Genomic DNA, 24,213 nt, shown 5'->3' on the forward strand with positions numbered 1-24,213 from the left:
TAGGTGACGTCAGATCACCACGACGACGCCCGGTGCGGCCAGCTCGATCGGTCCCTCGTACACACCGCGAGCCTCGGCCAGCCCCACCCCGGGCGCGTTCCAGGCCGGGATGTGGGTCAGGACCAGACGTCCCACACGGCCCCGGGCGGCCGCCTCCCCGGCGCGTCGTCCGGTCAGGTGGATCCCGTCGACCCCGTCGTCGCGACCCTCGACGAAGGAGGCCTCGGCCAGCAGGACGTCGACCCCGTCGGCGAGCTCGTCGAGCCCCGCGCACGCGTCGGTGTCGCCCGAGTACGCCAGCGTCACCGTCCGGGCAGGGTCGTGGTCGGACGGCCCCTCGACGCGCACGCCGTACGCGGGCACGGGGTGCTCGACGGCGACCGGGATCAGCGTCATGGGACCGACCCGGACGGGTCGGTCAGGACGCCAGACGTGCACCGCGAGATGGTCGCTCATGCTCTCGCCGGCGGTCAGACCGTAGGCCGCACCGAGACGTGACGCCGTGCCGAAGGGCCCGTGCACCGCGAGCGGTCCCCGTCGCTGCCGTTCGTGCGCCGCTGGCCGGTCGGGACGGTACTTGAGGTACACGTACAGGGCCGAGACGTCGGCCACGTGGTCGGCGTGCAGGTGCGAGAGGCCCAGGGCGTCGAGCTCGGACGGGTCGAGCACCCGCTGCAACGGCCCCAACGCCCCGTTCCCCAGGTCCAGCAGGACGTTCCAGGTCCGCCCCTCGGCGTCCTCGGACTGCAGCAGGTAGCTCGATGCCGCGGACGCCGGACCCGGGAACGAGCCCGCGCAGCCGATCACCGTGAGTCTCATCGCAGGCTCGCCGCGGTCTCGACACTCAGCACCTCAGGACCCAGGAACCGCCGGGCGAGGGTCGAGAAGGACTCCGCGTCACCGGTCGAGACGAAGCGGTGCTCCGGCGGCGGCAGCGTGGGGTCACGTTGCAGCCCGTGGGCCACCAGGGTGCGGTACACGTCCTTGGCGGTCTCCTCGGCGCTCGAGACCAGGGTGACCCCGTCGCCCATCACGTAGGAGATGACCCCGGTCAGCAGAGGGTAGTGCGTGCAGCCCAGCACGAGGGTGTCGACCCCCGCGGCGAGGACGGGCGCGAGCGACGCACGCGCCACGTCGAGCACGTCGGGTCCTGAGGTCCGGCCAGCCTCGACCAGCTCGACGAAGGCCGGGCACGCCTGCGAGGTCAGCGTCAGGCCGGCGGCCACCGCGAAGGCGTCGTCGTAGGCGCGGGAGTCGACCGTGGCCCGGGTGCCGATCACCCCGACCCGTCCGCTGCGCGTGGCCGCCGCGGCTCGCCGGGCGGCCGGCAGGATGACCTCCACCACGGGGAGCCCCCGACGCTGGGTGTAGCGCTCGCGGGCGTCACGCAGCACCGCGGCCGACGCGCTGTTGCAGGCGATGACCAGCATCTTCACGCCGGCATCGACCAGGTCGTCCATGACCTCGAGCGCATGTGCGCGTACCGCCGCGAGGGGCTTGGGGCCGTAGGGGCTGTTGGCGGTGTCACCGATGTACAGCACGGACTCGTGCGGCAGCTGGTCCAGCACGGCGCGCGCGACCGTCAGTCCACCCACACCGGAGTCGAAGATGCCGATCGGGGCGTCGTTCACGGGCCGAGCCTATCCACGACGAGGACAGGACTCACTCCGCCACGTCGGAGGGTGAGGATCCCTCCGTGCCGTCCAGCGGCAGGTCGTCGAGCAGGAGGTCCACCAACGACTCCTGGAGCAGCGAGAGCACCACGTAGACCGTGGCCAGGAAGACCCGCGCAGCGGAGCCGTCGGAGTCCACCGCTCCCACGTCGACCCGGTCCGAGCGTCCCGCGGCCCCGGTGGTCGCGAGGGTGTAGACGGCCTCGGCGTCGGCGTCGGTGCGGATCCCGATCCGCTGGGAGACCACCAGGCGGAGGTCCGTCAGCGCCGCGGCGACCCCTGGCGCGTCGCGGACCGGGATCACCAGGTCGGGCCGAGCGTCGTCGAGCAGGCCGCGCAGCAGCGAGAGGTTCCCGGTCTTGGTGGCGCGCAGGTCTCCCTCGGTCAACCGGCGGAACTCGGCAGTGACCTCGGCGTCGTCCCGCGAGGCGTCGGGCAGCAGGCGGTGCAGGGCCGGGTCGGTGGGCGCCTCGACGGGCCCGTCCATGCGAAGGCCGTCGAGCGGGTGCGAGGCGGCGCCCTCGTGCCCCGGCTCGGCCGTCCCTCCGGGGTCGTCGCTCAGCAACGCGAGCACCTGGTCGACGACCTCGGTCAGGACCGTCCGCTCCCCCGCGTCGAGCCGCACACCGATGCCGACGCCGTCCGGCGTCCTGCCGAACGCGAGCATCAGGCCTCCACCGCCTGGACCGTGGCCCACAGCCCGAAGCCGTGCATGGCCTGGACGTCCTTCTCCATCTGCTCCCGGTTGCCCTTGGACACCGTGGCGCGCCCGACCTCGTGCACCTGGCGCATCAGGTGGTCCGCCCGGGCCTGGGAGTACCCGAAGTAGCTGCGGAACACGTAGGTGACGTAGCTCATCAGGTTGACCGGGTCGTTCCACACGACCGTGACCCACCCGTCGTCGCCGGGCGCGGAGGTGGTCTCGGCCTCGGCGGTCGTCCGTGTACCCGTCGCGCCACCGGGCACCGTCGTCGCAGTCACGGCCCCACTGTAGGCAGAGCGGGCAGGCTCCCGCCCCCTGGCTCTACGGTGTGGTCATGAGCGCAGAGCTGCCCTCCCCGTCCGCCTCACGGGTGAGCTTCACCACCCGCGCGACCGGGTCGCCGCCGCCGTCCTCGACCGCGCTGCTCACCGACCGCTACGAGCTCACGATGCTCCAGGCGGCGCTCGCCGACGGCACCGCGCACCGGCACTGCGTCTTCGAGGTCTTCACCCGCAGGCTGCCCGCCGGCCGCCGCTACGGGGTGCTCGCGGGGACCGGTCGGGTCCTGGAGGCCCTGAGCACCTTCCGCTTCGGTGACCAGGAGCTGTCATGGCTCGGCGAGGAGCGCGTCGTGGACCGGGCCACCCTGGACTTCCTGGCCCGCTACCGTTTCGCCGGCTCGATCAGCGGATACCCCGAGGGTGAGTGCTTCTTCCCGGGCTCCCCGGTCATGGTGGTCGAGGGGACCTTCGCCGAGGCCGTCCTGCTCGAGACGCTGGTGCTGTCGATCCTCAACTACGACTCCGCCGTGGCCTCAGCCGCCTCGCGGATGACCAGTGCGGCCGTGGGTCGCACCTGCCTCGAGATGGGATCGCGCCGCGCCCACGAGCAGGCTGCCGTCGCCGCGGCCCGCGCGGCGGTGGTGGGCGGCTTCGCCGGGACCTCCAACCTCGAGGCCGGACGGCGGTACGGCCTGCCGACCATCGGTACCGCGGCACACGCCTACACGTTGCTGCACGACGACGAGCAGAGCGCCTTCGCCGGCCAGGTCGCCGCGCACGGCCCGGGCACGACGCTGCTGGTCGACACCTTCGACGTCACCCAGGGCGTCAGGAACGCCGTCGCTGCCGCCGGGACCGGGCTCGGCGCGGTCCGGCTGGACTCCGGGGATCTGCCGACCCTCGCGCAGGAGGTCCGTGACCAGCTCGATGCCCTGGGGGCGACCGGCACGCGGATCGTGGTGAGCTCGGACCTCGACGAGCACGCGATCGCCGCCCTGGCCGCGGCTCCGGTGGACTCCTACGGGGTGGGCACGTCGGTGGTGACCGGGTCGGGCGCCCCGACCTGCGGGATGGTCTACAAGCTGGTGGCCCGTGAGGGGCACGACGGCACCCTGCACCCGGTGGCGAAGGCCTCGACGCTCAAGCCCAGCACGGGTGGTCGCAAGAGCGCCGGGCGGCGCCTGGGTCCGGACAGCCGCGCAGTCGAGGAGGTCGTGGTCGGCGGACCCGACCAGGCGGTCGCCACCTGGGCCCCGGACACCGCCGACCTGCGCCCGCTGCACGTCCCGCTGGTGGCGGCCGGTGCGGTCGACACCCGCTTCACGGGTGCCGCCGGTGTCGAGCTCGCGGCGCAGCGCCACCTCGCCTCGCGCGGTGAGCTGCCTCGCGGTGCCCGCCGGCTCTCGGCGGGCGACCCCGCCCTGCCGACCGTCCCGCTCCTCCTCGACCGTTGACCGGACCCGCAGGGGCGCGCCGCCCCGGGCACGACGAAGCCCGGGGACCCGCAGCACGATCGCTGGGGTCCCCGGGCCGATGAGGCGTCGACGCGTCAGACGCGTGATCCCCTGCCGCGACCGACCAGTCCGAGGATCAGGCTCACGACCAGCACGATGATGCCGAGCCAGATGAGGAACTGAGCGGCCTCGACCGCGATCCCGAAGATGAGCAGGACGATTCCGACGACGAGGATGAGCAGCCAGCTAGGCATGGTCACTTTCCTTCCCGATGTGGGTCACCCGGGGGGTACCGGATGATCTCTTCGGCATGAGCCTTGCAGTGGTCACGGGTCTTCGCATCCCGAGATCCGTGCTCGGGCGAAGGTCATCCTGCTCTGGTATACGCCGCAGGGGACGTCCGCCTGGGGGCCGGTCGCGCAGCCCGGGACGTGCCGACACGACCGTGGGGTCGAGCCCTCAGCGTCGGCCGACGAACCAGTCCCGGACCAGTGCGGTGCGGGCGCCGAGCTCCTCGGCACTGGCCAGCGCGACCTCGGGTCCCCCGCAACGGCGCCGCAGCTCGGTGTGCACCGAGCCGTGGGGCTGGCCGCTGCGGCGCGCCCACGCACCGACCAGGGCGTTGAGCTCCTTGCGCAGCTCGGCCAGCCGGCGGTGGTCGACCGCGGGAGCGTGCCGTGAGGCTCGGCCCGAGACCTGGTCAGCCTGCCGCTGCCGCAGCAAGGTGCTCACCTGGTCGGCGTCGAGCAGGCCCGGCAGACCCAGGAAGTCCAGCTCCTCGTCGGAACCCACCTCGGCGCCCGTGCCGAACTCACCACCGTCGAACAGCACCCGGTCGAAGGTCGCCTGCGCCTCGAGGGCCTGGAACGTGCCGGCCACGCCGTCAGGGCCGACGGCGTCCGGCCCGTCCTGGGAGCGGTTCGCCGCCGCGAGCAGGCCGTCCTCGAGCGTCATCCCCTGCTCCTCCGCGGTGAGCGGGCGGTCCAGGGCGTGGTCACGTTCGAGCTCGAGGGTCGCCGCGAGGGCCAGCAGCTGCGGGACGCTCGGCAGGAACACCGAGGCGGTCTCGCCACGGCGTCGGACACGCACGAACCTGCCCACGGCCTGGGCGAAGAACAACGGGGTCGCGGTCGACGTCGCGTACACGCCCACCGCGAGCCGTGGCACGTCCACGCCCTCGGAGACCATCCGGACCGCGACCATCCAGCGCGAGGTCCCGGCCGAGAACTCGTCGATCCTGTCCGAGGCGCCGTCGTCGTCGGAGAGCACCACCGTGGTGGGCTGCCCGGTGATGCGACGCAGGTGCGCGGCGTACGCCCGGGCGTCGGCCTGGTCGGTCGCGATGACCAGACCGCCGGCGTCCGGCACCGTGCGGCGGACCTCCTCCAGTCGCCGGTCGGCCGCGGCCAGCACCGAGGGGATCCACTCGCCCTCGGGGTCCAGCGCGGTGCGCCACGCCTGCGCGGTCATGTCCTTGGTCATGTCCTCGCCGAGCCGGGCGCTGACCTCGTCCCCGGCCCGCGTGCGCCAACGCATCTGCCCGCTGTACGACAGGAAGATCACCGGCCGCACCACGCCGTCGCGCAGCGCGTCCCCGTAGCCGTAGGTGTAGTCCGCCACCGACCGGCGGATGCCGTCCGTCCCACGGTCGTAGACCACGAAGGGGATCGCGGCGGTGTCCGACCGGAAGGGTGTCCCGGTCAGCGCGAGTCGACGGGTCGCGCCCTCGAAGGCCTCCCGGACGGCGTCCCCCCATGACAGCGCGTCACCGCCGTGGTGCACCTCGTCCAGGATGACCAGGGTCGGCTCGGCCCGGGTGCGGGCCGCGTGCAGCGCAGGCTTGGTCGCCACGGCCGCGTAGGTGACCGCGATGCCGTCGAAGTGGGCCCCGTGCCGGCCCTGGCTGTTGCGGAAGGTCGGGTCCAGGTGGATGCCGACCCGGGCCGCGGCGTCGGCCCACTGCCGCTTGAGGTGCTCGGTCGGGGCCACGACGGTGACCCGGCGCACGATCCCCTGCTCGAGCAGCTCCGTGGCGACGCGCAGCGCGAACGTCGTCTTGCCCGCCCCGGGGGTCGCGACAGCCAGGAAGTCACGCGGGTTGCGCGCCCCGTAGGCCTCGATGGCCGCGGCCTGCCACGCACGCAGCTTGCTCGCGGTGCCCCACGGTGCACGTGCCGGGAAGGCCGGGGAGAGGTGGGAGGCCGCGGCGGACGACGGCGCGGCGACGGCCGGTCCACCGGACCAGCCTTCCGAACCTCCTGTGTGCCGCGCGGGGTTGGGCGGGGGGCTCACCGTCCGCCGGTGGAGTCGCCGCCGGAGCCACCCTGGCCCGAGCCCTCGCCGTCCTGCGGTGCACGCAGGCCGTCGTAGATCTCCTTGCAGATCGGGCAGACGGGGAACTTGTTCGGGTCTCGCCCGGGGACCCAGACCTTGCCGCACAACGCGATGACCGGGGTGCCCGACATGGCTGAGGAGAGGATCTTCTCCTTGCGCACGTAGTGCGCGAACCGTTCGTGGTCGCCCGGCTCGACCTCCTCGCGGGTCTCGCTGCGCTCCAGGACGCTCGTCGAGGTCCCGGTTCCCGTGCTCCCCGGGTCTCCGTGCGGGTCGTCCGGACCGGTGGCGGGGGGCATCGGCTCGCTCATGCCGAAAAGTCTACGTCGCCCTCGGCCCTGCCCGGCCACCGTGCACCGGTCGGGCCGAGCCTCACAGACCCTGCCAGTCGGGCTTGCTCGCCCAGGTCTGCCGGTAGTACGGAGCGAGCTGCAGCCGACCCGCAGCACCCTCGTCGAGCAGCACGCTCACGTGCGGGTGGTGCTGCAGAACCGTCGCCGGCCACATGGCGCTGACCGGACCCTCGACGAGCTGGTGCACCGCCTCGGCCTTGGCGCGACCGCTCGCGAGCAGCACCAGGTGGCGTGCCTCACGGATGGTGCCCAGCCCCTGGGTCAGCACGTGGTGTGGCACGGCCTCGACGTCACCGCCGAAGAACCGGGCGTTGTCCTGCCGGGTCTGGTCGGTGAGGGTCTTGACCCTGGTGCGTGAGGCCAACGACGACCCGGGCTCGTTGAAGGCGACATGACCATCGGTGCCGATTCCCAGGATCTGCAGGTCGACGCCACCTGAGGCCGCGATCGCCTCCTCGTAGCGGGCGCAGGCCGCCGGCAGGTCGTCCGCCGAACCGTCAGGTCCGTGCACCGCGTCGGTGGCGAAGTCGACCCGCGAGACGAGCTCGCGCTCGATCACCGTGCGGTAACGCTCGGGGTGGTCCGCGGGCAGGCCGACGTACTCGTCGAGCAGGAAGGCCCTGGCCCGGGCGAAGCTGATCCTCCCCTGCGCGTGCCGCCGAGCGAGCTCGTCGTACACCGCCAACGGGCTCGAGCCGGTGGCCAGGCCCAGCACGGCATCGGGCCGACGACGCAGCAGCGCCTCGACCGCGTCCGCAGCCAGGTTCGCCAGGACCTCGACCGAACGGTCGATCACGACCTCCACGACGACACTCCTTCTGTCAGGGGTTCAGGCAGGATGCGCACCGCGAGTGCGGCGCCGATCGGTGCGACGAGTGCTCCGGAGGGCACGATCTGCACACGCTCGGCGATCCGCAGGGTGGCCAGGAACGGGGATCCCGACGCCTGCGACCGTACCGCGCCGGACACCGCGGCGAGCAGGGGCTGACCGATCTCGGACACGCCCCCACCCAGGACGACGTGCTCGACGTCGCAGGTCAGCACGAGCAGCCGGACGGCGGTGGCCACCGCCTGGACGAAGGCGTCACGGATCGCGCAGGCCTGCGGGTCCCCGCTGGCTGCCGCCTCGAAGACCTCGGCCGGGGCAGGCCGACCGGTCCTGCTGGGCCAGGCGGCGTCGATCGCCGACCCCGAGGCGTAGAGCTCGAGGCAGCCACGCTGGCCGCAGGGGCACACCGGCCCGGTCGCGGCGTAGGGCACGTGCCCGATCTCCCCCGCGGCGCCGACATGACCACGTCGCAGCGTGCCGTCCAGGAGCAGCCCTGCGGCGACCCCCGTGCCCAGCGCGAGGAAGGCGAGGTCCCCGCTGGTCACCCCGAGCACCCGGGCGGCACCCAGCGCGGCGACGTTCAGGTCGTTCTCGACGTCCACCCCCACCCCGCCGAGCCGAGCCGCGAGCAGCGGCCCGAGGGGGACGTCACTCCCCGGGATGTCGAGGTTGACCGCGTGCGACACACCGCCGGTGCTGGGATCGACCAGGCCCGGCACACCGACGCCGACGCCGTTCAGGTCACCGGGGGCCAGGCCCTGTGCGGAGCACAGCGCCAGGACCGCCTGCTCGGCGCACGACACGACGCCGTCCACGCCGCGCCGGGTGGGTACCCGCACGGTCTGACGGACCACGGCGTCGGCGTCGAGGAGCACCCCCAGGACCTTGGTGCCGCCCACGTCGAGCCCGACCGACCAGCCGGGCCGGCCCGGCTCGCCGCTCAGCACTGCGGCCATCAGCCCTTCACCGCCCCGGCGACCAGTCCTGCGGTCATCTTGTTCTGGACGAAGAGGAAGAACAGGATGACCGGCACGGCGATCAGCGTCGCACCGGCCATCACCACTCCCCAGTCCGTCGCCCGGTTGGCCTCGACCAGTCCCTGCAGCCACAGCGGCAAGGTGCGTCGAGCCGGGTCGGTCATCACCACCAGGGCCAGGGTGTACTCGTTCCAGGCCTGGAGGAACCCGTAGACCCCCGAGGCGACGAGTCCGGGTGCGAGCAGCGGGAAGGTGATCCGGAAGAAGGCGCCGGTGCGCGAGAGACCGTCGACCATCCCCGCCTCCTCGAGCTCGATCGGCACCCCCGCCACGAACCCACGCAGCATCCAGATGGTGAACGGCAGGATCGCCGCCACGTAGACGATCGACAGGCCGATCACCGAGTTGACCAGGCGCCACCCGTCGAGCATCTGGTACTGGGAGATGAACAGCCCCTCGGCCGGGATCATCTGCACCACCAGGATCGTGACGATGAACGACTTCCGGCCGCGGAACCGGAACCTGCTCACCGCCAGCGCTGCGACGAACGCGAAGAGGATTGCGGCGACCAGGGTGATGCCGGTGACAGCCAGCGAGACCTTGAACGAGGCGAAGAACGTCGGGTCGGCGAACACCCGTCGGAAGTTGGACAGGGTGCCGTCGACCGGGAAGAACGTCGGGCTCGGCGTGCGGAGGCGGTTGGTCGGCAGGAAGGCGCTGCTGACCATCCAGTAGATCGGGAAGACCCACACCAGCGAGACGGTCACCGCTAGCGTCCCCAGCAGCCAGCGGACGACCCGCGCCCGCGTCCGGATCCGGGTCGACGTCGGCTCGCGGCCCTCGACCACCGGGGCGGTCCGCACCGGGCCGGGGGGCGCGGCGGCGGTCGCGGCGCTCACAGCTCCTCCTCACGGAGCATCCGACGGATGTAGAAGGCGGTCAGGGCCAGGGTGAGGACCAGCATGATGGTGGCCATGGCACCGGCCATCGAGAACTCCTTGGCGAGCGAGTAGATGTAGGTACCCAGCAGGTGGGTCTCACGGGTGGGCGCCCCGGCCCGCTGGAGCACGTAGATCTGCGTGAACACCCTCAGGTCCCAGATGATCTGCAGCAGGGCGACGACGAAGAGCACCGGCTTGACCATGGGGATGGTGATGCGCCAGAAGCGCTGCCACCCGTCGGCGCCGTCGAGCTGAGCGGCCTCCATGGTCTCAGCCGGCACCTGGAGCAGGCCGGCGTAGACGGTGAAGACCACGAACGGGACGCTCATCCACACCACGATGACCGTGGCGACCAGGTAGAAGGACAACGGCTCGATGAGCCAGGAGTGGTACCGCAGGTCGGTCATCCCCAGCGGCTCGGCGAGCAGCCAGTTGATGACGCCGTACTGGGAGTCGAAGAGCCACTGCCAGACCGTCATCGTGGCCAGCACGGGCGTGCCCCACGCGAGCAGCATGCCCACCTGGAGCGTGATCCGGGCGGCTCGGCCGACCTTGGCCATGAGGACGGCCAGCGACATGCCGATCGCCATCGTGAGCCCGGCGTTGACCAGGCAGAAGACCACCGAGCGCACGATGACGCCCCACACGTAGGGGTCGGTGAGCAACGTGCGGTAGTTGTCCAGGCCGACCCACTCCGCGGGCCGGCCGAACTGCTGCGCGAGCCCGTACTCCTGGAAGGACAGGACGAACTGGCGAACCAGCGGGTAGCCCAGGCCGACGGCGATCGGGACGACGGCAGGCAGCAGGAGCAGGTAGACACCCAGTCGTGACCGCAGCGGGCGGCGACGGCGGACCGGAGGGGGTGGAAGGGCGGGAGCCGGGGCGACCGGGGTGGCGGGGGCCACCGTGCCCGGGCCGAAGGCCCGGTCCGCGCTCGAGGCAGGCATGGGTGCTCCAGGGACGGCGAGGAGGGGACGAAGGGTGATCGGGACCGCTGGCGGGGCGCGCCGTCAGCACGGCGCGCCCCGCCTGAGGTCAGTTCAGCGCCGACTCGATGAGCGCGTCGGCCTCGGCCGCGGCCTCGGCCAGGTCGCCACCCGCGGCGACCTTCTGGAAGAAGTCCTCGAGGGTCCGGTCACCCTCGACGTCAGCCCACTTCTCTGCCGGCGGGGTGAGCTTGGCGCCCAGTGCCGCCGCGAGCGCGGCGCCGGCGTACACGTCGGTGCCCAGTGCTGCGGTGTAGTCGGCGTTGCCCGGGATCAGCCCGTTCTCGGCGAGCATCGTCTGGTACGGCTTGGCGAAGATGATCCCCAGCAGGTTGCGGGCCAGGTCCTGGTTGCCGGACTTCGAGGGGATCGCGATGTTCGAGCCACCCGCGAAGACCGTCGCCGCCTCGCCCGAGGTCAGGCCCGGCAACGGGAAGACACCGGTCAGGTCCTCGTTGCAGGCCTGCTGCTCGCCGCGCAGCGCGGTCGCCTCGTCCGAGGTGTCCTCGGGGTCCACGCCCTTGTTGCACTCGGGCAGGTCGATGCTCCAGCGGGCCCAGGTGGGAGCCGAGAACATCGCGGTCTCGCCGTTGTTGAACGGCACCCACGGCTCGTTCGAGTCGGCGTCACGCGGCGCGCGCGTGCCCTCGGTGAACAGTGCCTGGACCTCCTCCAGGCCGGCCTGGGACTCGGGGCTGGACAGGGCACCGACCCACCGGTCACCGTCCTGCACGGCCAGGTCACCACCGTGGGTGTAGATCCAGGCGGTGCCGTTGTACCAGTCCTGACCGGGGAACCAGAAGCCCGAGAAGTTCGCGGTCCCGGCCGGGTTGGCCTCCTGCAGGGCGATCGCCGCTGCGGTGAACTCCTCGAGGGTGGTGGGCACCTCGACGCCGGCCGCCGCGAAGAGGTCCTTGCGGTAGAACACGGCACGGGCTCCCGAGTAGTACGGGACCGCGTACAGCGCGCCGTCGGCCGAACCTGCCTCGACGAACCCCGGGAGCAGCTTGTCGCCGCCGAGCTCGTCGTACATGTCGGTGATGTCCGCGAACGCGCCCGCGTAGGTGAAGGTCGGGGCCTGGGTGTTGCCGATCTCGACCAGGTCGGGTGTCTGCTCGGCCGAGGTCAGCGCGGTCTGCAGACGGGGGACCAGGCCGTTCCAGTCCTGCTCCTCGATGACCAGGGTCGATCCGGGGTTCTCCTCGGCGAAGGTCTCCACCAGGTAGTCCCGCAGCTCCTGGGGGGTGTCGCCGCCGTTGACCCACATCCGGATCTCGGCGGCCTGGGGGGTCGCGCCCTCGGCCGGGGCCTCGGGTTCCTCGCTCGTCCCGCCGCCGCAGGCGGTGAGGGCGAACATGCTCAGTGCGGTGACCGCGGTGACGGTGACGCCAGAACGTACGATTCTCACGTTGGGGTTCCTTCCAGATCCACGGACGACGCCGGACAGCGTCGTCACTCCGGGTGGTGCTCCGACTGCAGGCGGTCGGCTCGGGGTCGTCACGTGACCCCGAGCTGACCGGACAGCACGAGGACCGCAGCCCCGGACAGGGCTCCGTCCTCGCCGAGGGTGGTCATCCGCAGCTCGAGGGTGCTGCTGATGACCGGCATGGTGCGCTCGCGGAGGGACTCCAGCGCTGCGGAGCGCAGGGGGCCGTCCAGGAGGTCAGGGGGGCCGCTGAAGACCACCTCGGAGAGGTTCAGCGCACTCACGACCGGCGCGAGGAGGATCCCCAGGCGTCGGCCGACCGACGCCAGGGCGGCGTCGGTGGACTGTGGGTCGAGGCCCGCGACACGACGGCGCAGGGCCGGCACGGACAGGACCGTCTCGAGGCACCCCCGGCGTCCGCACGCGCACTCCAGCGCGGGACCGAGCGGGGCTCCGTCGACGTCGTCCCGCTCGTCGACCACGGTGACGTGGCCCAGCTCGCCCGCGGCGTGCCGGTGGCCCTTGACCAGGGCGCCGTCCAGGACGATGCCCGCGCCGACCCCCTCCCCCACGGTGAGGACGAGGAGCCCGCTCCCGGTCGCGCCACCGTAGGTGAACTCACCGAGCACCGCCGTGTTGGCGTCGTTGGCCACGTGGACGGGTACGCCCAGCGCGGACTCGAGGGTCGATGCGAGGGGGACGTCGTACCAGCCGCGGTTGGGCGCCTCCAGGACGGTCCCGGCCGCGTCGATGACGCCGGGTGAGCCGACGCCGACGCCGAGCACGGGGCAGGTCGCGGCCTCGACGAGCTCGGCGCAGAAGTCGGTCAGCGCGCGGACCGCGGACTCGCCCGTCCGTCCGTCGACCGCGGTCGAGCGACGCTCGACGACCAGGCCGGCGAGGTCGAGCACCGCGCCGTGCATGCGCTCGTCGTCGGCGAGGTCCACCGCGACGATCTGGAAGGAGTCGGTGCGCAGGCCGACCAGTGTCGCGGGCTTGCCGACGCGGCCCTCAGGACGCACGCCGAGCTCTGCGACGAGGCCCTCAGCCATGAGTGAGGCGACCAGGTCCGAGACGGTGACCCGGGTGAGGCCGGTCGACCGGGCGAGGTCGGCGCGCGATCCTGGTCCTGCGTGGAAGAGGTGCGCCAGCACCATCGAGCGGTTGTGGGCGCGGGCGTGCTCGGGCAGCACCTTGGTCGTGGGCCGCAGGGCCTTGCCCCATCCCTGCCGCTGTCGGTCCGCCGTCGCTGTCACATTTGTTAGTAGACCTTCCTTACTAACTCCGGGTCAAGGGCGGACAGTGACCGTGATCACATCGTGATCTCGACGCGACGACCGACCGGCGAGGCCGAGGGGGATCCCGCTCAGACCAGTCGGACCAGCAGGCGAGCCGCACGCGCGTCGTAGAGGCGCCCGCCCACGACGATGCCTGCCACGAGCACCACCGCTCCCCCGAGCACCCCCGCCCCGAGGGTCACCCATGCCATCGAGGTCCGCCACCACAACGCGGCACCGAACGAGACGAGCACCGGAAGGCACAGCAGCAGCGTCGTCGCCGAGGTGAGGAGCTGCGCGGCCAGGCTCGCGCCCACCGCCCCCATCTGCGCCGCGAACGGGCTCGCCCCCGCCTGCGGCACTGGGTAGGGAAGCAGCACGCTCGAGACCGCCGACACCGCCAACCCCGTGCACAGGACACCGACCCCTGCCCCCACGGCCGCCGGAGCGAGGTCCCAGCGACCGACAGCACCCACCCCGATGAGGGTCACGGCCACCGTCACCGGCAACGACCAGGCAAGGGCGCCGACGGCCCGACCGGTCCGGTCGGACCACCCTGGGGCACGGGCCACGACGTGCAGCCAGAACGCCGAGCCGTCGAAGGCCAGGTCGTTGTGGCGGCCCCAGCCGATGCTCCCGCCGATCGCCACCCCCACGCTCAGAGCCACGGCATCCGGCACGTCCACCACGGTCGCGAGCAGCAGCACGATGATCAGTGGCGCAGCGACCGCGCCGAGCATCGCCGAGACGTACCGCGGGTCGGCGCTCCAGTACCGCAGAGCCCGTCGCGTCACGGCCCCGGCCGCGAGCCGTCCGTGCGACCCTTCCCGGCCCTTCCCCAGCACGGCGTCGGGACGTCGGCGCACCTGACCACCCCTGGCAGGGGGGCTCTCGAGCGCCCGCTGAAGCAGCGCTCCCCACGCGGCGACGCACAGCACGACCCATCCCGCACCCACCGCCAGACGACCGACCGCGCCGAGCAGGTCACCCTGCGCCGCCACCGCCGGCGCCGCCCACACCACCCCGACGGGCGTCCACCCCAGCACCGCAGCCACACCTGGGACCCGTTCGAGCGACCCCTCGAGCCCTTCCTGACCGATCCTCAGCAGCACCGGGACCAGCGCGACCCCCACGACGACGGTGAGCGCCGTCGCGATGCGCCGTGAACGCCGCGCGGCCAGGATCCGGCCCGCAAGGGTGGTCGTGAGCCGCGAGGCGAGCAGGCACGTGAGCAGCGCCACCGGTGCGCCGATCACCGCGACCACCACCGGCACGCCCGCCGACCAGGCGGCGACCCCCTGCTCCTGCGTGATCCGCAGCGCACGGGAGCCCCAGGCGACCGCGGGCGCGAGGGTCACGAACCCCGTGAAGAGCACCGGCACGCTGACCAGGCCGGCCACCAGGAGGCCCGGCACCAGGGTCCGGGCGCGCAACCCGAACGTGGCGAACCTGGAGATGTCCAGGGTGTCGTCCATCCCGGGCAGGAGCACCGGGATCACGGCCCAGCCGATCACCACCAGCGATCCGCCGAGGACGATCACGTCGTGAGCCGTCGAGGCGTCCTGCCGACCCAGCCAGGCCATGCCCGCCAGCACCGAGGGGGTCATGCTGAGGGCCCAGAGCGCACCGAGGACCAGCACCACGACCCGCCAGGCCTCCTGCTTCAGCGCATGACCCAGCATGGTCATCCTCAGCCGGACGAGGGTCGCAACCACGTCAGCTCCCGCGCCTGCGCCGAGCCGCCGAGCAGCTCGACGAACCGTTCCTCGAGGTCGCGGTCGGCGCGGACCTCGTCGAGCGGCCCGGCGGCGAGCACCCTTCCCCCGGCGACGACGGCCACGTGGTCGCACACCCGCTCGACCAGGGCCATCACGTGGCTCGAGAGCACCACGGTGCCGCCCGCCGCGACGAACTGCTGCAGGATCCCTCGGATCGCCGCGCCCGAGACCGGGTCGACCGCCTCGAACGGCTCGTCGAGCACGAGCAGACGCGGGGCGTGCACCAGGGCGCAGGCCAGCGCGACCTTCTTGGTCATCCCCGCGGAGTAGTCGGCGACCAGCGTCGACCCCGCTCCCCGGAGGTCGAGCGCCTCGACGAGGTCGTCCCTCCGGGTGGCCAGCACGTCGCGGTCCATGCCCCGCAGCAGGCCGGCGTAGCTGATCAGCTCTGGGCCGGTGAGCCGGTCGAAGAGCCGCAGACCGTCGGGCAGCACACCCAGCAGCGGGGCGGCCTCGACCGGGCGCCGCCACAGGTCGATGCCGTGCACCAGGACCGTCCCGGCATCAGGCGTCAGCAGACCGGTGGCCATCGACAGCGTCGTGGTCTTGCCCGCACCGTTGGGCCCGACCATGCCGTAGAACGACCCGGCCGGGATGGTCAGGTCCAGCCCCGCGACCGCGACGGTCGCACCGAACCGCTTGACGAGCCCTCGTAGCTCGAGCGCCTGCGCACCCGGCTCGGCGGGTGCGGGCGGTCTCACCTGCACACCCTACGTCGCGGCCCTGGTGCCCGTGCTGGTGTCCTGGTGCGGCCTCAGCCGGCCCGTGCCGCCGTCAGCGACCCACGCCGGGGGGATGACCTCGGGCGGATCGACCCCCTCGGCCGGGTCCACGGCGTCCAGGGCCCAGCGGATCGTCGAGGTGACCACGCGGCCACCCGCCCGGACCAGGGTCGCCTCGACCGGCGGCACCGACGGCAGCCGCAGCGGACGCCTCGTCCATCGCGGCATGAGGCCCACCCCGGCAGCGGCGATCACTGCGTAGACAGGGCGGGCCACCCACGGCAGCGGCGGGGTGAGGAGCAAGAAGCGCGCGGCGTCCCAGGCCTCCTGGGTCCCCCCGAGCTCGGGTCGGTACTCGGCGAGCTGGGCGTGCAGGTCACGCAGCGTCAGGGGCAGGTCGCTCGCACCGAGCGCATGGCCGACGACGGCAGTCTGCGCGACGTACTCGTCGCAGCCTGCGGCGTCGAGCGGCTCCCGGCCGTACCGCTGGTGCGCCATCAGGAAGCTGTCGACCTCAGCCATGTGCACCCATCGCAGCAGGTGTGGGTCAGAGGCCTCGTAGAACAGGCCCTGGGAGGTGGTGCCGCTGATCCTCGCGTGGACCGTGCGCACGACCGCGACGATCTGCGCGGCGTCGTCGGCCGTGCCGAACGTGGTCGTCGCCACGAAGGTCGCGGTCCGCTGGAGCCTGCCCCACGGGTCTCCGCGGTACCCCGAGTGGGCTGCCACCGCGGCCATCGCCCGGGGGTGCAGGGACTGCAGCAGCAGGGCCCGCACCCCACCGACGAACATCGACGCGTCACCGTGCACGCGGCCGATGGGGCTGTCCGGGGCGAACCACCGTGGTCCCGGGGTGCGATGGATGCGGTCCCGGGCCGAGGTCGGGTCGGGTCCGGCCACCCGCGAGAGCAACGCCCCCGAGATGCGGGAACGGACCTCGGCGACCTTCGGTGCGGGCATGGTCCGATCCTCACACGGCGTCGCCCGTCCGGCCGCACGGTGGCGGACAGGCCACGATCGGCTCACGATCAGGTCACGATTGGGTGCTCGGTGGTCACGATTGGGTCGAACGGTCACCCGGCGCGCACGCCGCTCCTAGCCTGGGCCCATGCCTCGCCTCCTGCGGACCCTGGGCGTCACGGTCCCCCTGCTCCTCGTGCTCGTCGGCTGCTCGGCCACCTCCCAGGGCGACGCGGCGTACCCGATGTCCGAGGGCGGGGGCGAGTCCTCGGTCGAGGAGTCCGCCGACGGCGGCGCGTTCTCCGACGACGTCGAGGCACCCTCGACGAGTGACCGCCAGGTGATCACGACCGGGACGGTCACCATGACGGTCGACGACCCGCGGGCCGTCGCCGAGGAGATCAGCATCCTGGTCGAGCACATGGGTGGGCACGTCGGTCAGCGCTCGGAGCAGTCGGCCCGCGGGACCACCCCGGCCCGGGCCACGCTCACGGTGCGGGTGCCGGCAGACGAGGTGACCACGACCCTCACCGAGCTCGAACGTCTGGGGCAGGTCGAGGAGATCTCCGTGGACTCCACCGACGTCACCGGGGAGGCGCGCGACCTCGACGCCCGCATCCGTGCGCTGGAGATCTCGGTGGCCCGGCTCGAGGACCTCCTCAGCCGGGCCCAGTCGACCTCCGACCTCGTCGCGGCCGAGCAGGCGCTGACCGAGCGTCAGTCGAACCTCGAGAGCCTGCAGTCCCAGCGGGCCTCGCTGCGCGACCAGGTGCAGATGTCCACGCTGAGAGTGTCCCTGTTCACCGAGGGCACCGTCCCCGAGGATCCGCCGTCCGGCTTCTGGGGTGGGCTCCTCGCCGGGTGGACCTCGTTGGTGGCCGCGCTGCAGGCCCTGCTGCTGGTGCTCGGCACCCTCGTCCCGTGGCTGGCCTTCGCCGCCCTCCTGACCCTGCTCGGCCTCGCGGTTCGCCGCGCCCTCAAGCCGCGGGGGGCAGCAACGGCGCTGCCCTCCGCCGAAACCGCCACCGCACCGCCGCCCGCGCCGCGGTCCGGACCGGTGACGACGGCACACGCACCGGGTCAGCCCGTCACGGGCCCGATGACGACCCTGCCGCACATCCCGCCCCAGGCCCCCCCTGTTCCGCCCGCACCGCCTGCTGCGTCCACCGCGCCGGCAACCGCCGAGGCACCGCAGACGGCGCCGGCGGGAGGGGAGGCGGGCAGGCCCGACCCGACGCCGCCCGCCAGACCTGCACGCTCGACCACCGCGAAGCGCGCACCGCGGTCCTCCAAGGCCGCACGAGGTGGCTCCGACGGCACGCCGCCGAGCCCACCCTCAGAGCCGGGCACGACCGACCAGAGCGGCCCGAGGCCCGACACGACCACCTGACCGGTGGTCGCAGGTCGACGCGACGCCACGAAGGACGTCAGGACGGGCTCGGCGCACCCCCAGGCACGAGCTGGAGGGTGGTCACACAGGTCGGGCTCCCCTCGGTGGTGGCGAAGGGGACGGAGCCGCCGAGGTGGTCCTGCGTCACCTCGAGCGTGCCGGTGACGTCGCGGGGCAGCCAGAACCCGATGAACCCGTTGGCGTAGGTGGTGGCCGTCTCGTCGATCAGCACGTCGCCGTCGTCGCTGACGATCCTGACGTGGACCTCGTCCTCGACCATCTCTCCCTGGCAGGTGGCCAGGCTGTGGAAGTAGCAGTCGTGGGTCGAGCCCACGTACGGGGCGATCGAGACGTAGAGCTGGTCCCCCGGGAGCTCGACGGCCACCTCGATGGTCCCGTCCCCGATCAGCACCTCGTCCTCCCGCACCGAAGCGGCGAAGCCCAACGGCCTGCCCTGGGACGAGGTGTCGAGCCGCTCGACGATCTCCTGCCCGCTCAAGCCGTCGAGGCCGAGATCGACGAGCAGGTCGGCGTCACCGGCAGCGGTGGACTGCTCGGGTTCGGGTGCGGGAGCCGTACCGCCGTCCGATGTGCACCCGGCCAGCACGATCGTGGCGGCGGCGAGGCCGGCGAGCGTACGGCCCGCGAAGGCCCTGACATGGCGTGTCGTCCGCATGGCTTCGATTGTGCCGCCACCGGCCGTGTCATTGCCCCGGACCTTCGTCACCCCCGACCGACGAGCCCACCGGATATCCCGGTCCGTCGGCCGGATCCATGGTCATCCGTTGTCCACAAGGCCCTGTTTTGGGGCGCTTTGCTCCTCTAGGCTCTCGGGGACGCGCCGACCGGGCGCTCGCAGGGGGCACAGGGGGATCGATGGAAGGCGTCGTACTGCTCGAGCACGAGGTGCGCGAGCTCATCCGCCGGCGCGGCATCGACCCCCGGCGTGACGTGGACCTCCTGCGGCGCCTCGTCCACGACGTCGTCGCCGACTACGACGAGCGCTCCCTCGCCGGAGACCTTCCTCCTCTCACCGACCCGGTCGCCGCGAGCAAAGCCGTGGTCGACGCCGTCGCCGGGCTCGGACCTCTCCAGCAGTACCTCGACGACGACGAGGTCGAGGAGATCTGGATCAACTCCCCCGCGCAGGTGTTCGTCGCACGTCGCGGCGAGCCCGAGCTCACCACCACGCTGCTGACCGCTGACCATGTCCGCGAGCTGGTCGAGCAGATGCTCAAGGTCTCCGGCCGCCGCCTGGACCTGTCGAGCCCGTTCGTCGATGCCGCCCTCCCCGGCGGGGAGCGACTGCACGTCGCGATCCCCGACGTCACCCGTGAGGCCTGGGCGGTCAACATCCGCAAGTACGTGGTGCGCGCGACGCACCTGGACGACCTCGTCGCACTGGGCTCGCTCCCCGCGACGGCAGCCCGCTTCCTGTCGGCTGCCGTGGTCGCGGGCCTGAACGTGCTCGTGTCCGGGCCGACCCAGGCAGGCAAGACGACGATGCTGAACGCGTTGGCGGGCTCCATCCCACCGCGCGACCGGGTCATCACCTGCGAGGAGGTCTTCGAGCTCAAGGTGCCCCACCGGGACGTGGTGGCTCTCCAGTGCCGGCAGCCCAACCTCGAGGGCACCGGGGAGATCACGCTACGCCGCCTGGTCAAGGAGGCACTACGGATGCGACCGAGCCGGATCATCATCGGGGAGGTGCGCGAGGCCGAGAGCCTCGACATGCTGATCGCCCTCAACGCCGGCGTGCCGGGCATGTGCACCGTGCACGCCAACAGTGCACGAGAGGCGCTGACCAAGGTCTGCACGCTGCCCCTGCTCGCCGGGGAGAACGTCTCCGCCGCTTTCGTGGTCCCCACCGTGGCCTCGGCCATCGACCTGGTGGTCCACCTGGATGTCGACGCGGGCGGGCGACGACGTACCCGAGAGGTGATCGCCGTCCCGGGCCGGGTCGAGAACGGTGTGGTGGAGACCGCCGACATCTACCGTCTGCGGGATGGTGCACTGGTCCGTGCGGAGGGCTTCCCGCCGCACGCGGACAGGTTCGCTCGGGTCGGGATCGATGTCGTCGACCTGCTGCGGGCCGAGGGGTGAGCGCGCCGTGGGGGTCGTGACCGGGCTGCTCCTCGGGGCCGGGCTCTCGCTGCTGGTGTGGGCGTTCACCTCACCGCCACCCGCCACGCGCCACCGGCGCAGCCGATGGGCCGAGCAGACGGGCGACCTGCTCGTGCAGGCGGGAGCCCCAGGTGTCTCGCCCGGCGGTCTCGTGGCCACGTCGGCCGCCCTCGGTGGGCTGATCCTGCTCGTGGCGGTGGCACTGACCCGCGCGCCGGCGATCGCGGTGTGCTTCGCCGCCATGGCCGCGCTCGCACCGATCGGCCTCGTTCGTCTGCGTGCACGAAGCCGGCGCCTGGCGCTGCGTGGTGTCTGGCCCGAGGTGGTCGACCACCTCGGTTCGGGAATCCGGGCTGGGCTCTCGCTCCCCGAGGCCCTGAGCCAGCTGGCCGACCGCGGCCCGGTCGACCTGCGTCCCGCCTTCGCCGAGTTCGCCGAGGACTACCGGCTGAGCGGTCGCTTCGGCACGTGCCTGGACGCCCTCAAGGCACGCCTCGCCGACCCTGTCGCCGACCGCATCGTCGAGGCGCTCCGCCTGACCCGCGACGTCGGCGGGACCGATCTGGGCCGGTTGCTGAGGACCCTCTCTCACTTCCTGCGGGAGGACGCCCGGACCCGTGGCGAGCTCGAGGCCCGCCAGAGCTGGACCGTCAACGCTGCACGACTCGCCGTGGCGGCGCCCTGGATCGTCCTGGCTCTGCTCTCCTCGCGGCCCGAGGCGGCGTCCGCCTACAACACCCCGGCCGGCGCGATGGTGCTTGCCGCCGGGGCGATCTGCACCCTGGTGGCCTACACCCTCATGGTCCGTATCGGGCGCCTGCCCGAGGACGTCCGGGTGCTGCGGTGAGCGCACTGCTCGGGACTGACCCGTCGACCGCGGTCGGTGCCGTCGCCGGTGGGGTGGGCGGCCTGGGCCTGTGGCTCGTCTACTGGCACCTGATGTCCCGTCGACCGCGCCTCGACGACCGGCTCGCCCCGTACCTCCGCCTGAGTCCGAGCACCTCGAAGCTGCTCCGCTCCCCCGTCGCCAGGTCACCCTTCCCGACCCTCGAGCGGCTCATCGCCCCGGTCATGCACGACGCGGTCAGTCTCGTCGAGCGACTCGGGTCACCGAGCGCGGACCTCGAGCGGCGGCTCGCACGAGCCGGTCGACGCGCGACCGTCGAGGAGTTCCGTGCCGAGCAGGTGGTGTGGACCGTTCTCGGGATCACCTGCGGACTGGCGCTGGCCCTGCTGCTGGTTGCCGGACGAGGGACGCACCCGATCGCGGCTGCGGTCGTCGTGATGGCTGCGGGGCTGACGGGGCTCGTCGGGCGCGACCAGCTGCTCTCGCGGCAGGTCCGGCTCCGCGAGGAGCGGCTCCAGGCCGAGCTGCCCACCATCGCCGAGCTGCTCGCCCTCGCGGTGGGTGCTGGGGAGGGGGCGCTCGGTGCCCTCGAGCGGGTGGCGCGCACGACCCACGGCGCCCTTGCCGACGAGATCCGGCAGACCGTGGCGGACGCCCGGTCCGGCGTGCCGTTGACCCACGCGCTCGAGCGTCTCGCGGACCGCACGGGTCTGGTCGTGCTGGCCCGTTTCGCCGAGGCCATCGCGGTGGCGATCGAGCGAGGTACCCCGCTGGCCGACGTCCTACGGGCCCAGGCCGAGGACGTCCGCGAGGCGGGTCGCCGCGAACTGATGGAGTCCGGTGGCCGGAAGGAGCTGGCGATGATGGTCCCCGTCGTCTTCCTGATCCTTCCGGTCACCGTGGTCTTCGCCGTCTTCCCCGGCCTGAGCGTCCTGCGCCTCGACCTCTGAAACCACCCGAGAGAAGGAAGACCAGTGCACACCACGATCACCCAGTCCCTGCCCGCACCCCCGCACCGGTCGGCTGACGAGATCGGTACCGTCCTCGCGGACCCTGAACGTGGGGACGTGCCTGGCTGGGTCCTGGTCACGCTGATGACCGCAGGGCTGGTCATCGCCCTGTGGGCCGTGGCCGGGCCAGCACTCGCGGACGTCTTCACCACGGCGATCCAGCGGGTGACCTCGGTCGGTGCGTGAAGCATCCCACTCGTCGAGGCGCCCGGTCGGGTGGAGGAACGGACGAGCCGCTGCCGTGCCCGTCCGCGACCGGGGTGCCGCGATCGTCGACTTCGTCCTGGTGGGCGCGCTGACGACGGTGCTGTTCGTCGGCGTGCTGCAGGTGGCGCTCGCGCTGCACGTGCGCGCCACCATGGTCGACTGCGCGGCCGAGGGCGCCCGTCACGGTGCGTTGGCCGACCGGACCCCGCAGGACGGCGCCGACCGCACCCGTGCGCTGCTCGAGCTCTCGCTGTCCTCGTCCTATGCGGCAGATGTGCGGGCCGAGCACACCGTCGTCGGAGGTCTCGAGGTCGTCCGGGTGCAGGTGCGCGCACCGCTGCCCGTGCTCGGGCTGCTCGGCCCTTCCGGGACGCTGACGGTCGACGGTCACGCGCTGCGGGAGCACCCGTGAGGCGAGGGCGGCGAGGAGTCACCGCACTGTGCGCTCGGATACGTCGGCTGAGGACCGATCCTCACCGGGACCGAGGGACGGCGGTCGTCGAGTTCCTCGGGGTGGCCCTGGTTCTGCTGGTGCCCACGGTCTACCTGGTGCTCGTCCTGGGACGGCTGCAGGCAGCGGCCTTCGCCGCTGACGGCGCGGCGCGTGAGGCCGCGCGGGCAGTGGTCACAGGTGGCGAGCTGGACGGGCCGTCGCGGGCCGTCGCCGCGGTGGCCCTCGCATTGGACGACCAGGGCTTCGACCCGGAACGGGCGGAGGAGGCACTGAGCCTGAGCTGCTCGACCGAGCCGTGCTCGATGCCGGGCGGAGCGGTCACCGTGGTCGTCCGGGTCGAGGTGGATCTGCCTGCGGTGCCGTCGGTAATGCAGCCCGTCGTACCGCTGCACATCCCGGTCCAGGCCACGGTCACCGCACCAGTCGACTCCTTCCGTGGCCGACGATGAGCCAGTACCGTGCGCCCGCACCGGACCTCGCTCCGCGACGGGGTGCGGTGACCTCGGTACCCGCACGCCCTGGCGTCCGGTCACCCCTGGGGGCGCTGCGCGCCCGCGTGGGCGCGGTCACGTCCGGTCAGGCACAGGACTCCGGTCAGATCCTGCTGCTCTCGATCGCCTACGGGGTGCTCGCACTGCTCCTGGTCACCGCGGTGGTCTCGGCATCGAGCGTGCACATCGAACGCAAGCGGCTGTGGGCGTTGGCCGACCAGGCAGCGTTGGAGGCCGCGGACGCCGTGGACTCCTCGGCCTTCTACGGCTCGGGCACCCGACCTGATCCACGCACCGCCGACGGTGCGCTGGTCCCCTTGTCCACCGTCTCGGTGCGGACGGCGGTCGACGAGCACCTGGCCCGGTCGCCCGGCGCCCAACGGCTCACCGGCGTGCAGGTCATGGACGTCGGCACCGACGGCCGCACCGTGCACGTCACCCTCGGTGCCCTGGCCCGCCCCCCACTGCTGAGCTGGGTCACGGGCTCCTGGTCCGAGGGCATCACCCTGCGGGTGACATCGAGCGCCCGGGCGGGATGACCCCGTCCCCGGTGCTGCGCCGGTCACCCGTGCAGGCCGGGCGGCCGCTGGGCGGTCATCCTTTGACGGCTCCTTGCATGATGCCGGCGACGAGGTGTCGTCCGGCCAGGGCGAAGAGCAGGATCAGGGGGATGGTGGCGGCCACGACGCCGGCCATGATCAGGGAGTAGTCCTTGAAGTAGGAGGCTTGGAGGAGTTGGAGGGCGACGGGCAGGGTGGGGTTGGCTGATCCCAGGACGATGAAGGGCCAGAAGAAGTTGGTCCAGGAGCCCACGAAGGTGAACAGGGCGAGCATGGCGGCGGCGGGTCGGGCGGCGGGCATGGCGATGTGCCAGAAGGTGCGGATCATGGTGGCGCCGTCCACGCGGGCGGCTTCGATGAGTTCGTAGGGCAGGGCGGATTCGAGGTATTGGGTCATCCAGAAGACCCCGAAGGCGGTGACCATGGCGGGGACGAT

At 72.5% G+C, this 24,213-nt stretch carries 27 protein-coding genes; 9 read left to right on the forward strand and 18 right to left on the reverse strand.

Annotated elements, in window-relative coordinates:
* Positions 1–9 precede the first annotated feature (9 nt).
* From M1R94_RS05085 to clpS, 4 genes are read right to left on the reverse strand one after another with little or no spacing between them, the layout of a single operon-like run.
* The gene (locus M1R94_RS05085; RefSeq protein WP_249380570.1) at positions 10–819 is read right to left on the reverse strand and encodes an MBL fold metallo-hydrolase; all 810 of its coding nucleotides are present in this window, start codon (positions 817–819) and stop codon (positions 10–12) included.
* A complete protein-coding gene (gene murI / locus M1R94_RS05090; RefSeq protein ID WP_249380571.1) occupies positions 816–1,631 on the reverse strand; it encodes a glutamate racemase in 816 nt (271 codons plus the stop codon). Before murI ends, M1R94_RS05085 begins: the two co-directional genes overlap by 4 nt.
* Before the next feature lie 31 nt (positions 1,632–1,662).
* Positions 1,663–2,340, reverse strand: coding sequence for a DUF2017 family protein (locus M1R94_RS05095; RefSeq protein ID WP_249380572.1), 678 nt, complete (start codon positions 2,338–2,340; stop codon positions 1,663–1,665).
* Positions 2,340–2,654, reverse strand: a complete 315-nt coding sequence (clpS, locus tag M1R94_RS05100; protein WP_249380573.1) for an ATP-dependent Clp protease adapter ClpS — start codon at positions 2,652–2,654, stop codon at positions 2,340–2,342. Before clpS ends, M1R94_RS05095 begins: the two co-directional genes overlap by 1 nt.
* A 56-nt stretch (positions 2,655–2,710) precedes the next feature.
* Between clpS and M1R94_RS05105 the strand changes: the two genes are divergently transcribed.
* Positions 2,711–4,111: a nicotinate phosphoribosyltransferase gene (locus tag M1R94_RS05105; RefSeq protein WP_283252884.1), complete on the forward strand. Its 1,401-nt coding sequence runs from the start codon at positions 2,711–2,713 to the stop codon at positions 4,109–4,111.
* Between the two features lie 95 nt (positions 4,112–4,206).
* Here the strand turns inward: M1R94_RS05105 and M1R94_RS05110 are convergent, their stop codons facing one another.
* From M1R94_RS05110 to M1R94_RS05165, 12 genes are all read right to left on the reverse strand, one after another.
* A complete protein-coding gene (locus M1R94_RS05110; protein WP_249380574.1) occupies positions 4,207–4,365 on the reverse strand; it encodes a hypothetical protein in 159 nt (52 codons plus the stop codon).
* 205 nt (positions 4,366–4,570) lie between these two features.
* Positions 4,571–6,403 (reverse strand): DEAD/DEAH box helicase, encoded by a 1,833-nt coding sequence (locus tag M1R94_RS05115; RefSeq protein ID WP_249380575.1) that lies wholly within the window; start codon positions 6,401–6,403, stop codon positions 4,571–4,573.
* Complete coding sequence (locus M1R94_RS05120; RefSeq protein WP_249380576.1) at positions 6,400–6,756, reverse strand: DUF3039 domain-containing protein; 357 nt, start codon at positions 6,754–6,756, stop codon at positions 6,400–6,402. The genes M1R94_RS05115 and M1R94_RS05120 overlap by 4 nt, the downstream gene beginning before the upstream one ends.
* Before the next feature lie 61 nt (positions 6,757–6,817).
* Complete coding sequence (nagB, locus tag M1R94_RS05125) at positions 6,818–7,603, reverse strand: glucosamine-6-phosphate deaminase (RefSeq protein ID WP_249380577.1); 786 nt, start codon at positions 7,601–7,603, stop codon at positions 6,818–6,820.
* Positions 7,591–8,583 carry an ROK family protein gene (locus M1R94_RS05130; RefSeq protein WP_249380578.1) on the reverse strand — a complete coding sequence of 331 codons (993 nt, stop codon included), beginning with the start codon at positions 8,581–8,583 and terminating at the stop codon, positions 7,591–7,593. The genes nagB and M1R94_RS05130 overlap by 13 nt, the downstream gene beginning before the upstream one ends.
* Positions 8,583–9,503, reverse strand: coding sequence for a carbohydrate ABC transporter permease (locus M1R94_RS05135; RefSeq protein ID WP_374109426.1), 921 nt, complete (start codon positions 9,501–9,503; stop codon positions 8,583–8,585). Before M1R94_RS05135 ends, M1R94_RS05130 begins: the two co-directional genes overlap by 1 nt.
* Positions 9,500–10,492 carry a carbohydrate ABC transporter permease gene (locus tag M1R94_RS05140; protein ID WP_249380579.1) on the reverse strand — a complete coding sequence of 331 codons (993 nt, stop codon included), beginning with the start codon at positions 10,490–10,492 and terminating at the stop codon, positions 9,500–9,502. Before M1R94_RS05140 ends, M1R94_RS05135 begins: the two co-directional genes overlap by 4 nt.
* 88 nt (positions 10,493–10,580) lie before the next feature.
* Positions 10,581–11,939 carry an extracellular solute-binding protein gene (locus tag M1R94_RS05145; protein ID WP_249380580.1) on the reverse strand — a complete coding sequence of 453 codons (1,359 nt, stop codon included), beginning with the start codon at positions 11,937–11,939 and terminating at the stop codon, positions 10,581–10,583.
* An 89-nt stretch (positions 11,940–12,028) separates the two neighbouring features.
* Positions 12,029–13,213 (reverse strand): ROK family transcriptional regulator, encoded by a 1,185-nt coding sequence (locus M1R94_RS05150; RefSeq protein WP_249380581.1) that lies wholly within the window; start codon positions 13,211–13,213, stop codon positions 12,029–12,031.
* Positions 13,214–13,323: 110 nt separating this feature from the next.
* Complete coding sequence (locus tag M1R94_RS05155; protein WP_249380582.1) at positions 13,324–14,949, reverse strand: hypothetical protein; 1,626 nt, start codon at positions 14,947–14,949, stop codon at positions 13,324–13,326.
* Positions 14,925–15,713: an ABC transporter ATP-binding protein gene (locus tag M1R94_RS05160; RefSeq protein ID WP_308199874.1), complete on the reverse strand. Its 789-nt coding sequence runs from the start codon at positions 15,711–15,713 to the stop codon at positions 14,925–14,927. The genes M1R94_RS05155 and M1R94_RS05160 overlap by 25 nt, the downstream gene beginning before the upstream one ends.
* 9 nt (positions 15,714–15,722) lie before the next feature.
* Complete coding sequence (locus tag M1R94_RS05165) at positions 15,723–16,694, reverse strand: oxygenase MpaB family protein (protein ID WP_249380584.1); 972 nt, start codon at positions 16,692–16,694, stop codon at positions 15,723–15,725.
* 148 nt (positions 16,695–16,842) lie between these two features.
* Here M1R94_RS05165 and M1R94_RS05170 point away from each other — a divergent pair, with 148 nt between their 5' ends.
* Positions 16,843–18,084 carry a DUF4349 domain-containing protein gene (locus M1R94_RS05170; RefSeq protein ID WP_249380585.1) on the forward strand — a complete coding sequence of 414 codons (1,242 nt, stop codon included), beginning with the start codon at positions 16,843–16,845 and terminating at the stop codon, positions 18,082–18,084.
* A gap of 37 nt (positions 18,085–18,121) precedes the next feature.
* Here the strand turns inward: M1R94_RS05170 and M1R94_RS05175 are convergent, their stop codons facing one another.
* Positions 18,122–18,760: a CueP family metal-binding protein gene (locus tag M1R94_RS05175; protein WP_249380586.1), complete on the reverse strand. Its 639-nt coding sequence runs from the start codon at positions 18,758–18,760 to the stop codon at positions 18,122–18,124.
* Positions 18,761–18,960: 200 nt separating this feature from the next.
* On the opposite strand from M1R94_RS05175, the gene M1R94_RS05180 reads away from it, so the two are divergent.
* From M1R94_RS05180 to M1R94_RS05210, 7 genes are all read left to right on the forward strand, one after another.
* A complete protein-coding gene (locus tag M1R94_RS05180) occupies positions 18,961–20,187 on the forward strand; it encodes a CpaF family protein (RefSeq protein WP_249380587.1) in 1,227 nt (408 codons plus the stop codon).
* 7 nt (positions 20,188–20,194) lie between these two features.
* Complete coding sequence (locus M1R94_RS05185) at positions 20,195–21,055, forward strand: type II secretion system F family protein (RefSeq protein WP_249380588.1); 861 nt, start codon at positions 20,195–20,197, stop codon at positions 21,053–21,055.
* Positions 21,052–22,005 (forward strand): type II secretion system F family protein, encoded by a 954-nt coding sequence (locus tag M1R94_RS05190; protein WP_249380589.1) that lies wholly within the window; start codon positions 21,052–21,054, stop codon positions 22,003–22,005. Before M1R94_RS05185 ends, M1R94_RS05190 begins: the two co-directional genes overlap by 4 nt.
* A gap of 48 nt (positions 22,006–22,053) precedes the next feature.
* Entirely contained in the window at positions 22,054–22,251 is a 198-nt protein-coding gene (locus M1R94_RS05195) for a hypothetical protein (RefSeq protein WP_283252981.1), read from the forward strand.
* A gap of 55 nt (positions 22,252–22,306) precedes the next feature.
* Positions 22,307–22,684: a TadE family protein gene (locus M1R94_RS05200; protein WP_249380590.1), complete on the forward strand. Its 378-nt coding sequence runs from the start codon at positions 22,307–22,309 to the stop codon at positions 22,682–22,684.
* 101 nt (positions 22,685–22,785) lie between these two features.
* Positions 22,786–23,175, forward strand: a complete 390-nt coding sequence (locus M1R94_RS05205; protein ID WP_249380591.1) for a pilus assembly protein — start codon at positions 22,786–22,788, stop codon at positions 23,173–23,175.
* Entirely contained in the window at positions 23,172–23,756 is a 585-nt protein-coding gene (locus tag M1R94_RS05210; protein WP_249380592.1) for a pilus assembly protein TadG-related protein, read from the forward strand. Before M1R94_RS05205 ends, M1R94_RS05210 begins: the two co-directional genes overlap by 4 nt.
* Before the next feature lie 55 nt (positions 23,757–23,811).
* Here M1R94_RS05210 and M1R94_RS05215 read toward each other — a convergent pair.
* Positions 23,812–24,213 (reverse strand): carbohydrate ABC transporter permease (locus M1R94_RS05215; RefSeq protein ID WP_249380593.1); only part of this gene is annotated, 402 nt, incomplete at its 5' end.

The organism is Actinotalea alkalitolerans (assembly GCF_023369855.1).
Taxonomy (GTDB): Bacteria; Actinomycetota; Actinomycetes; order Actinomycetales; family Cellulomonadaceae; genus Actinotalea.